Annotated in this window: 6 protein-coding genes and 5 pseudogenes; 7 read left to right on the top strand and 4 right to left on the bottom strand. The window is 52.5% G+C overall.

The genetic code is table 11. The annotated features are described in order from the left end of the window. Both KHC28_RS27180 and KHC28_RS01200 read left to right on the top strand, forming a co-directional pair. Positions 1-100: pseudogene (locus KHC28_RS27180) on the top strand (IS5/IS1182 family transposase); the annotation flags it as partial. Positions 101-354: 254 nt separating this feature from the next. After that, positions 355-564: a hypothetical protein gene (locus KHC28_RS01200; RefSeq protein WP_214006516.1), complete on the top strand. Its 210-nt coding sequence runs from the start codon at positions 355-357 to the stop codon at positions 562-564. Between the two features lie 484 nt (positions 565-1,048). Here the strand turns inward: KHC28_RS01200 and KHC28_RS01195 are convergent, their stop codons facing one another. Next, the gene (locus KHC28_RS01195) at positions 1,049-1,297 is read right to left on the bottom strand and encodes a hypothetical protein (RefSeq protein WP_214006515.1); all 249 of its coding nucleotides are present in this window, start codon (positions 1,295-1,297) and stop codon (positions 1,049-1,051) included. An 86-nt stretch (positions 1,298-1,383) separates the two neighbouring features. Beyond that, positions 1,384-3,936, bottom strand: coding sequence for a hypothetical protein (locus KHC28_RS01190; protein WP_214006514.1), 2,553 nt, complete (start codon positions 3,934-3,936; stop codon positions 1,384-1,386). 462 nt (positions 3,937-4,398) lie between these two features. Here KHC28_RS01190 and KHC28_RS27175 point away from each other — a divergent pair. Beyond that, a pseudogene (locus KHC28_RS27175) lies at positions 4,399-4,761 on the top strand (transposase); the annotation flags it as partial. 54 nt (positions 4,762-4,815) lie between these two features. Here the strand turns inward: KHC28_RS27175 and KHC28_RS01180 are convergent. Further along, positions 4,816-5,703: pseudogene (locus tag KHC28_RS01180) on the bottom strand (IS256 family transposase); the annotation flags it as partial. Between the two features lie 1,951 nt (positions 5,704-7,654). Here KHC28_RS01180 and KHC28_RS01170 point away from each other — a divergent pair. Next, positions 7,655-7,984, top strand: coding sequence for a hypothetical protein (locus tag KHC28_RS01170; protein WP_214006512.1), 330 nt, complete (start codon positions 7,655-7,657; stop codon positions 7,982-7,984). Positions 7,985-8,114: 130 nt separating this feature from the next. Next, positions 8,115-8,350, top strand: a pseudogene (locus KHC28_RS01165) (transposase); the annotation flags it as partial. Positions 8,351-8,583: 233 nt separating this feature from the next. Here the strand turns inward: KHC28_RS01165 and KHC28_RS27170 are convergent. After that, complete coding sequence (locus KHC28_RS27170; protein ID WP_312893043.1) at positions 8,584-9,210, bottom strand: IS110 family transposase; 627 nt, start codon at positions 9,208-9,210, stop codon at positions 8,584-8,586. Between the two features lie 45 nt (positions 9,211-9,255). On the opposite strand from KHC28_RS27170, the gene KHC28_RS01155 reads away from it, so the two are divergent. Next, entirely contained in the window at positions 9,256-9,486 is a 231-nt protein-coding gene (locus KHC28_RS01155; RefSeq protein ID WP_214006519.1) for a hypothetical protein, read from the top strand. 85 nt (positions 9,487-9,571) lie between these two features. Then, positions 9,572-9,697 (top strand): annotated as a pseudogene (locus KHC28_RS27165) (IS3 family transposase); the annotation flags it as partial. Positions 9,698-9,849: the final 152 nt, after the last annotated feature.

Genomic DNA, 9,849 nt, shown 5'->3' with positions numbered 1-9,849 from the left:
GCAGATGCGTGGCCTCGCCACACGTTATGACCGCCGCCAGGACAACTTCCTCGCCGCACTCAAGCTTGCCGCAGCACGCATCTGGATCAATGCGTTATGACTCCGCCACCTAGGCGCGTTGCTCGCCCTGGTCGGCGGAGTCTATTTCCTCGGTCTCGACTTCGCCGATGGCACGCTGCGAGCGTCGATAGTCTCACCTCTCAGCTGACGACCATCGCCGGTGCCCGCCCCGTTCTCTATGGCCGGTGGATCGCCCACAAGCCGCTTGGGTCGTAGTCGACGCGGAACGAGTCGTCGGAAACTGCGGTCCTGTCCATATCGCGAGAAGAACTTACCGGCCTGATCGAAACGGCAGTGCGACGCGGCTTCGCAGATGCCGGCCTCTACCTCGAGGACAAGAAGTACCGCGAGGGATCCCGCAAGGATTTCTGGTTTCTGCGGCGCTGGCGGAAGGTAACAGACGGGACAGCGGCCGAGGTAGGTTACACGGTGTCCGGCATCCTCACCGGCGGCGTGCTCATCGTGATCTGGGCTGGGATTCGCGCCCATGTCCTCAAGCAGTAGGCGGATGGAGGTCCAGCGACTTCACGCCGCTGGTGCCGACTGGGCCGTGCTCGACCTCCCGACTGGCATTGTCATCGTCGATGTGGCTACAACACTGCCCATGGCGATCCGGCCGAGCTACGCCGCTTCGCCCGCGCTATTCTCTCCGCTTGTGATCAGGCTAAGGGCGCAGGCCAACCCGTTGGGTGGCCGGCGGGCTTTCGGCACACGCTGGAGGCCGACGGCGTCTAGAGCTCGCAAGGATGTCGGTTGAGCCGCCCCCTTCGCCAACATCACCCTCCCAAACCTTTACATCACAGGGCGTTGCGACCGATCCTTCCGGCGACGTCGGCACCTATCCGTCTGGTGGATGGCCTCCGGAACCTGTCCAGCGAGAGGGCCCTGTCCTCTTCGTATGCCGTCCTTGCCCTCGCCTCGCTCAGCCTCTTCGGAGGTCGGACGAGGCTCTTTTATGTGCCGGATCGGGTGCACGGAATTGGTTACTCTAACGCATGTTGGTGAAGATCATCTCTGGCAGCCAACGAATTTCGAACCCGGCGGCTTCCTCTGGTGTCGGGCTTCCGAACGAGACGGATACGGGTATTGACAATGCCACCCGGTATTTTGCGTGAGGGTGTTCGATCGGCTCAAGAGGTGTACGAACTAGTCGCTCAGGACTGGAGCGCTCCGACGGCAATAGCTCATACCATTGCGGAGCCAGCCAAGGCGTGCCCACGAACTCGATGATATTCATCGTGCAAACCTCATCGTGAATCTCGATAAGTGACTTTTGAATAACCACCGCGCTCCCGATAGACACTCTGACATTGGCCGCTGAAGTCAGGCGCTATCGCACCAGTCCAAATCGATTGGAAGCATTTCTCCATCATAATCAACGCGTAATTTATCGAATGATTCGTATATGCGCAATCTATTTTCACCTAACCTTAAAGAAAGACAGGAAAGATTTTCATCAAATTCAATTATTTTATCAAATATGCGATTGTTATACATAACAGTTACCATCGTATATGAATATGATTTGTTGTACTGATGCCTTTTCGACTGATGGATCGAATCCAGATTGATATACATCAGTTTATTATCTATCGTAGAAATTGTTCCGTCTGTAAATTTTTCATTATAATGTATAAAATTTCTTATTAGAAAATCATTCTCAATAATGGCCTTTGAGTCTCCAGACAAAATATGGTTATTTACATTAAACAATAACGCCATATCTCTTGGTTCGGTCATCATCATTCGAGAGATTACGATCAATATCGGGTATTCGTTAAAGTACGAAATAACGCTCCTTCTAAAGGTTAACATTTGAAAATCATCAACTATCTTCTTGTCAAAGTTAACTTTAAAATTTATAATATGAATATTTTTATTTACGAATTTCGTATCAACATCTCCGCTATATGATCTATCATATCCAACTTCAGATAATTTTCCGTACTTTATCGGACAGATTACATTGTGATTGTGAAATGATATGCCGGGTCGTTCGATAAGAATTTCCTTTTCATTAAACTCAAATATAATATTTCCACAGCAATGACTCCTATTATGAGTTTTATGTAGACGAGATCCAAACACAAACAGTGACCCAATTTTTTTAGATTTATAAAAATATTCTATACTGGCGGATCTGATGTGCTCATACTTAGTCATCTTAACATTTTCATCAACATAATCGATTCTGGTCTTTAGAATAGGGAGCAAGATTGCGAGAGCCGCGTATGAGTCGGTGCCAATTTCGTTACCGCCAGCTATGCACTGCCGAATGGTATAGACACCGCATGCATGAGAAATGGCACGGCTAAAGTACGGAACGGACGACCCCAGCCAATTAGTAAGCTGATAATCGCCAAAATTACCAAAAGGCTGTCCATTTGAACCAGAAACAGCGTTCAGATACTGATTTATTTTCGATAATTTAGAAAATTTCGATTGACAATATGAACTCCAATCCAATCGCGATGACTTAAATCCTGACCATACGTATGGAATTATGTGGCCAACCGCAAAAATAATATATCCCGGTCCCTCAAGATAGCTTCCGTCCGGAAAAGAATTATCGAGAACATGAATTAAATCATTTTCAATCTCTATGTTTTCCTCTATCTCCGAGATTCCTAAAATCTTAGTTGCTAACAGGTAGCTGGCGTAAATCACGATGCCATGATTGGTTGATCGTCCTAACCAATGCTTCCAGTGTGGAAAATGATGCCCCGGTATGAAGTTAACTCGACGGGTACTGGTCAGCCAGCTTGTAGCCTTCTGTTGAAATACAGAAATGGAATTTGGATCAAGGTCTTTATCTATCAATCGCGCGCACAATGCATAGGTTCCAGGTAGCAGCCCGTTAGCCCAGTTATTCCAATCCCAGAACCCCGTTTCGGGATAAGCCCCTTGGGCTGGCCGCCACGCAGGCCATTGCACGAAGGAGCTATAGAAGTGCGCCGCCAAACGTCGACCGGAAGCGAGTACCTTATCAATAGCAAATAATTCTTCGCTACTCATATTAATACTATATAAAAGAACGTAATATCTAATATCAGATATTACATTCAGTGATAAAAATAGACTATAAAGCGCGTTACTCTGCCTCTCCCATTTATATCTATATGATAATGAATCTGAATTTATTTCATATATTCGATTATCAAAGTTATTAGTTCCTCGAAACTCTAACGATTGGTAAAATGAATTATATATATATTGACTGCTTACTAAAATTATATTTCCTTTTTTAACATAAATGCAATATTTTGGAGAAATAGAAACATAATTATTATTTATCGATGAAACTAAATTGTCATTCAGGGCAATATAATGTGTTCCTTCATGTTTTCTAAAAGTTATACTTATAGAATCTCCTTTCACACGAATTTTTTCAGCAAACGTAGGGCTGGATGCTGTAATTCTACGCTTATATTTCGTGAATTCGATATCAGCTGGACCAATTTTTAAAGAAAATTTGAGAGTTTCTGCGGCACCCGTGTAAATTATTATCCTTAAAAAATCACTTTTGTCGGATAAAAATGGAGGACAATATTTCTCGTTTTCATTTATCATCAATCCATATAGATTATGAAATCCAGAAGGATACATTCCATAATAAGAATAGAATTGATACTTATGCGGATCATTTATATTTAGGACCAATTCTTCTGTTCTTTTTATGTAATTCATAATGAAATTTTTATAATTATTCAGCAATAGTTCAACATCTTCTTTTTCATAGAACATAAATTTTTTCGATTTATCTTCAAATTTATATTCAGTATCTGTAGAATTTTTAATTCCGTTATAATTAATCAAAATTTTCTTTATAAGACTTAGGATCATCGCTGCTCCTGCGCGGCATGAAGAATAGGACATTCTTCCACGCTATATGCGTTAAATGCCGATGGGCAAGCTTAGAAAAAATGGAGTATGGGTGGCTGCGACAAACTGCGGCATGCGCCTCATCGAGACATCGGACTCCCATCACCCGATTCTAGAAAAGTCATTTAAACTAAAGCATATTGGTCGAGCTAGCGGATAATAATCGCAATAATGGATCCGGTATACAGGAGACTTATTGAATATTTCGTGTAAGCAACGATACTATATCAGTATTTTAGGGGCCGAACGTGATGGTGACGCAGTTGCGTCCCCTGTATCGACGCGCGCCGTATTGGCGAGCTTGGTTCTGGATTTTCGTTCGGGAATGGGTTTTGTGCCTTTGAACTAACGGGACGTTCCCATTAACGGGGTTCCTCTTTAGAGCTGATGTTGGGTCCTTCTCCTTGGAGGGAAATGGGGATGCGACGACATGAACTTTCGGACGACGAGTAGCGGATCATTGAGGCGCTGCTGCCCGTAGCTCGGGGGGGGCTCGGGCAGACGACCGGCGGGTGATCAACGGCATCCTGTGGCGGTTTCGGACTGGTTGGTCCTGGCGCGACGTGCCGGAGCGCCACGGGGCTCGACCGGCGCGACTGAATCGCTTAAGCTGATGGTGGGACGTCGGCGTCTGGGACCGGCTTTTGGCTGCGGCGCCCGAGGCTTACGACGGCGACATCGTGATGGTCGACCCGCCCTGCGTCCAGGTCCACCATCATGAGGCCTCGGGTAAAAAGGGGCTCTGGCGATCCTTGCATGGGAGGTTCCCGCAGCGGCCTAACGACGAATATCCACGCTCTCGTCGATGCCGAAGGCCGTCGGGACTGTCAGGATTTCCGTGTGAGGGCGGCGGGTTGAACATCAGGCCGCCATGGCCCTGAGCGCCACCTCGCCGGCGGCGGCGTCGATGGCGCGGTAGATGTCCTTCAATGCCGCGGCGACGGGCTTGCGATCCTTGTAGGAGACGAAGTCCAGGCTGTGGCGCAGCAGGTGTACGATGCAGGTCTGGACCATGGCCTCCGGGAACACCGCCCGGATCGCGTCGGGGAAGCCCTTCAGGCCATCGACGACGGCCAGCAGAATGTCCTCGACGCCGTGATTGCGCAGCTCGTTCATGACGCGCAGCCAGAACTTCGCGCCTTCGTTCTGTTCGAGCCAGAGGCCGAGAATCTCCTTGGCGCCGTCGGCGCGCACGCCGAGCGCGATATGCACGGCTTTGTTGCGGACGATGCCTTCGTCGCGGACCTTGACCCGCAGGGCGTCGAAGAAGACCAGGGGATAGACCGGCTCCAGCGGCCGCGCCTGCCAGGCGGCGATCTCCTCCAGGACCGCGTCCGTGACCGCGGTGATCAGATCGGGCGAAACCTCGATGCCGTAGAGCTCGCGCAGATGCCCGACGATCTCCCGGGCGCTCATGCCGCGGGCGTACATCGAGATGATCTTGTCGTCGAAGCCTGGGAACCGGCGCTGGTATTTGGCGATGAGCTGCGGATCGAAGCTCGCCTGCCGGTCGCGCGGAATCTCCAGCTCGATCCGGCCGGTCTCGGTCGTCACCGTCTTGCGGCCATAGCCGTTGCGGCTGTTGCCGGCCTCGTCGCCCGCCAGGTGAAGATCCATCTCGGCGTTCAGGGCCCGTTCGGCCAGCGCCTTCTTCAGATCGTCGAGCTGGCCATTGGCCTCGAAGGCCGTCTTGGGATCGGCGCCGGACAAAAGCTGGTCCAGAAGCGCGTCAGGAATGCGGGGGGCTTTGCGTCGTGCCATCGGGAACCTCCATCGGGTCCAGTATGGCCGCCCTCACACGGAAATCCTGACAGTCCCAAGGCCGTCCGTTCCGAATCGAACTCACCGTGGGACAGGCAGGCGACGCGCCGATCTCAGTGACGTTGCTGGATGACGTCCGATCGGGAGTGAGAGACACCGCCGACAAGGCCCGCGACGCGGATGGCATACGCGCCCTTGTGCGAGACCACGGCGCTTGGTCTAACATCCCGCCGCGCTCGACCCGCAAAGCGTCCTTCAGCTTCAGCCGCGGGGCATATCGCCAACGAAACCTTGTGGAGCGCTTATCCAACCGCATCAAACAAATGCGCCGCATTGCCACGCGCTACGACCGAGGGCCGACAACTTCCTCGCAGCCATCAAGCTGCTCCCAGCGCGCCTCTCGACCAACACCTTATGGGTCCGCTCTCTAAGGAACTCCGAATCCGTCGGCAACAGGACCTTAGCCTCCGAGCAGCCATTGCGCCTTGAGCGGGTTGTCCAGCAGGCGGCGGCACCAGCGTAGCCGCTAAACCGACCCTTCGTCACCGGTTCGTGATACACCGTAGCGGACAAGTGCCGCCGTGCGGCGCTTCCTCCGTAAGTACCGCTTGGGATGTTCAGCTGCAGAGGGGGCTCGTCAGGACTATATCCGCGAGGCCACTCCAGGCCATGGCACTTTTGCGCTTGAGGGGAGGAGACGGACAATTTCGTCTCATAAGACATTAAAATCTCTTGTTTTCATCCGACCTGTCACGCGGCGCCGTTAACTCGCCACCTTCGAACCAATCGGGATCGCAATGATCATCGCGATGGTAAACAATTGCCCAAGTCCTGCCATGGCTTTTATCCTTCGCGAGCCCGGCCCTCCGGTCAATCGCCCACCGTCACGCTGTCCGCCTCAACGGGCACGCCCCACCTTCTATGGCGGGTTCGCTTCAAACAGCATCACTCAATAGGAATGAGCCAGTCATCGTCATCTTGGTTGTCAAAATCGTTCGCTGGGTAGTCTTTGCCGGTATATCCGTTCTTTTTTAGCCAGGTTCTAAGAATAAAGGTTATTGCGTCGTCGCGAGTTATTATCATTTTGGATGCAACAAGATCAACTGAGACTAGAATGTCATCTGGTATCTTCATTTTATGTTCCAGTCAAGTGAGAGTGTTGTCTGAGGCTCGTCTATTTACTGATTCTCTGGATATCCAATTGTTGGCATGCGGATAGGCGACGATGCGCCTTGGCGAGAGCTTTGATCGCCCAGTCATGGACAGCTAGTACTAAAGGCTGGCCGCGCTCATCACAATATGCTTGGCCCTAGAGGGCGGACCCATGAGGCACCGCCCCAGATGCGTGCTGCGGCGAGGGCTGGGGCTGCAAGCAATTCTTGGGGCGTCGGTCATGGCGCTTGGTGGCATTTGCTTTGTGCTATTAACGACTCGTTCATTTGGTCTTCGGGCGGTAGAGGCAAGGGCTGAAGGTGAAGATGCCGCGCTTGCCCGTCTCTTCGCGCGGATGGCGTCGGTCTCGTGGGTGCTTCGGCCAAAGGGGGGGGGTGCGACGCAAGCTGGCAAATTACTTCCCGGCGTGTGGCGCGCCCGCCGGGCGGTCGGTGAGGTGTATCGGAGGGCCCTTCGATGTTGATCAAGCGCGGATCTCAACGATCAAATCACCCCTTGAGCATCGTCCACAGCGAATCAGGGCTGTTTCCGTGACATGCTTTCTGATCGCGCGCCATGCTGATCCACGTGAATGTCATTGACAGTCATCCGTTCCCCTAACACTGGTGGCGGGTGTTTGTGTCCAGGAGCGCTCCTATGGCTCACTCTCTGCGGATTTCTTGGCAGTCGCTGGACTTCCGCTTGAGACAGATCCAATCTCCGTCCAGCCTACCAAATGCTGGCGCGGCATACTCGTGAGTTTGCGCTGAGTTTATGCGCGCTTTCGGCCTGATAATATATGAAAGGCCTGGTTGGGTGTTGGGGGGGTAATACTATGTGGAGAAAGGATGAAATGCGAATGGGGTTAATTAAAGCATTGTCTGAGCTGAAATATGAAATAGATATTGTAAGTATATCAAATATTGATACAATTAAAGACAAGTTGAGATACGTGGTTTCAGTGCTCAAGGTTCAAGGGTTGGTCGATAATTATTATATTGATAGGTTTGAGAGATTGGCTAATGACTATCTCGATGATATATCTATAATTGATGGTATTGATAATGATAAAAGAATTTATGTTGTAAATTTATTGAAGGGTTTCAAATCGCTGGCGCAGGAGTGTTGAATTCCGCGTAGGATTGATGTGAGTATCAGTGAGAATTTCCCCGATGCTGATGGTTGTTTTGGGTTGGTGAGATTTTCCCTCCTGGCTCATCCAGTTTGAAGTACGTTCTGGCCCATATGAGGGCCAGGACATGAGGCGCAGCCGTTTCACGGAAGAGCAGATCATCGGCATCCCGAAAGAGCGCGAGGCTGGGGTCCCGGTCGTGGATCTGTGCCGTAAGTGCGAGGTCCGTGGGGCCGTTTCGGCGGGATGGACGTGTCAGAGGCCAAGCAGCCGCGGACGCTTGAGGATGAGAACGCCAAGCTGAAGCGCATGCTCGCCGACGCGATGCTGGATAACGTCGCGCTGAAGGATCTCCTGGAAAAGAATTGGTGACGTCCGCTGCCGGGAACCGCTCCGAGTTTGTCGGAGGCCCTAACTCCTGAGTATCCGTGTTGGTCAAGCAAGCGTCGCATTCCAATGACGGCCGTCGCGTATGAGGGAGTTGGCCATTACAATGATTTTCTGCATTATCGCGGTTAGCGCGACCTTCTTTTACTTCCTCGCAGCGATGAACTCCTCGTACTTTCTCTTGAGATCAGGATTGAAGCGCGCTGCGGCTATGGCGGGAAAGTAGAGCGCCTGACGCAACGCGGCACGCCGCCTTGGATGCGTTCTTTGCCCTGCCATTTGCCTGACTGGCGAGCGACTGGCGCCAGGCCGACGAGGCTTGCGGCCTGCTTTCCATCAAGCTCCCCGAGCTCCGGCATATCAACGATGAGCGCTATGGCGGTCACGTCACGATCGCCCGGTATGCTGCGCAGGATGGCAAGCCGCTCCGCCAGGCCAGCGTCCATATTTGCCAGCGACGCCAGCTCGGCGTCGATGCGTTCCAGATCGTCGCCAACCCGCTTCAGCCGCGCATCCAGCTGGCGCTTTATCAACGCGATTCGCGCGGTCGACCGGCGAATCTTGGCAGCGGCTCTATCCTTGATGAGGGCACGCCGGGCGGCGAGCAACTCTCGGAGATCATGGAAGTTCTGCCGCCGAGGCGTCTGCGGAGCTAGGGCAAGAGCGGCGCCCATGCGAGCAAGCATCGCGGCATCGACGCGATCTGTCTTTGCGAGACGGCCCGTTGCCTGAGTGAACCGGCGAGCCTGCTTCGGATTGACCTTCGCGAACGGCAGACCGCGCGCACCTAGCGTGAGTTCCAGATCGCGATGATAAACACCAGTTGCTTCGAACACGACAAGGAGTTCGGCGTTCCGGCCGATTCAGCGAAGGAGCGCCCGATGACCATCGCGATCGTTCCGCACTTGAAGGCGTTGTCCATCGGACTGGCGGTAGGCATCCAGCGTGTCCTTGGAGATATCGATCCCTATGGTCTGGCTCATTCGGGACTTCCCTTCGTCTTGTCATGCGGGCCCGAAGCCCATGTATCCGTTCAAAGCAGAAGAAGAGCCGAGGGGGACCTCACTCAGGAACAGCCCATTGCGAACAAGAAGATTTCGGCCCGCTCCTAGGCGTCGTCGGGCGGGATCGGCACTCCCTTCGACTATTCATTTTTGCATGAGACAGAGCCCATCCATAAGACTAGAGGATGGGGCTATGACGAGGAGGACGACGAATCAGTTCTCGCCCGAGGTGCGTGAGCTGGCTGTGCGGCTGGTGCTGGATCACGCACATGAACATCCCTCGCGCTGGCAGGCGATCGTGTCGATCGCGGCGCGGGTCACTGCTCGGCCTGACGTGCTGCTCTGACTTCCTGCCACGGATAAGTTGGGTCTTCGATCAGGAGAAGGGCCATGCGGCGCAGCCTTTTCAGCGAAGAGCAGCTCATTTCGGTGCTGAAAGAGCAAGAGGCGGGGATGAAGACCGCCGATGTG

It is taken from the genome of Ancylobacter sonchi, assembly GCF_018390695.1.
Lineage (GTDB): Bacteria > Pseudomonadota > Alphaproteobacteria > Rhizobiales > Xanthobacteraceae > Ancylobacter > Ancylobacter sonchi.
This window is presented reverse-complemented; position numbering and strand designations above follow the sequence as displayed.

Coding starts and splice junctions, on each gene's coding strand:
- KHC28_RS01195 (WP_214006515.1), bottom strand. CDS start 1,297: ATGAATATCATCGAGTTCGTGGGCACGCCTTGGCTGGCTCCGCAATGG.
- KHC28_RS01190 (WP_214006514.1), bottom strand. CDS start 3,936: ATGTCCTATTCTTCATGCCGCGCAGGAGCAGCGATGATCCTAAGTCTT.
- KHC28_RS01170 (WP_214006512.1), top strand. CDS start 7,655: ATGAAAGGCCTGGTTGGGTGTTGGGGGGGTAATACTATGTGGAGAAAG.
- KHC28_RS01155 (WP_214006519.1), top strand. CDS start 9,256: ATGACCATCGCGATCGTTCCGCACTTGAAGGCGTTGTCCATCGGACTG.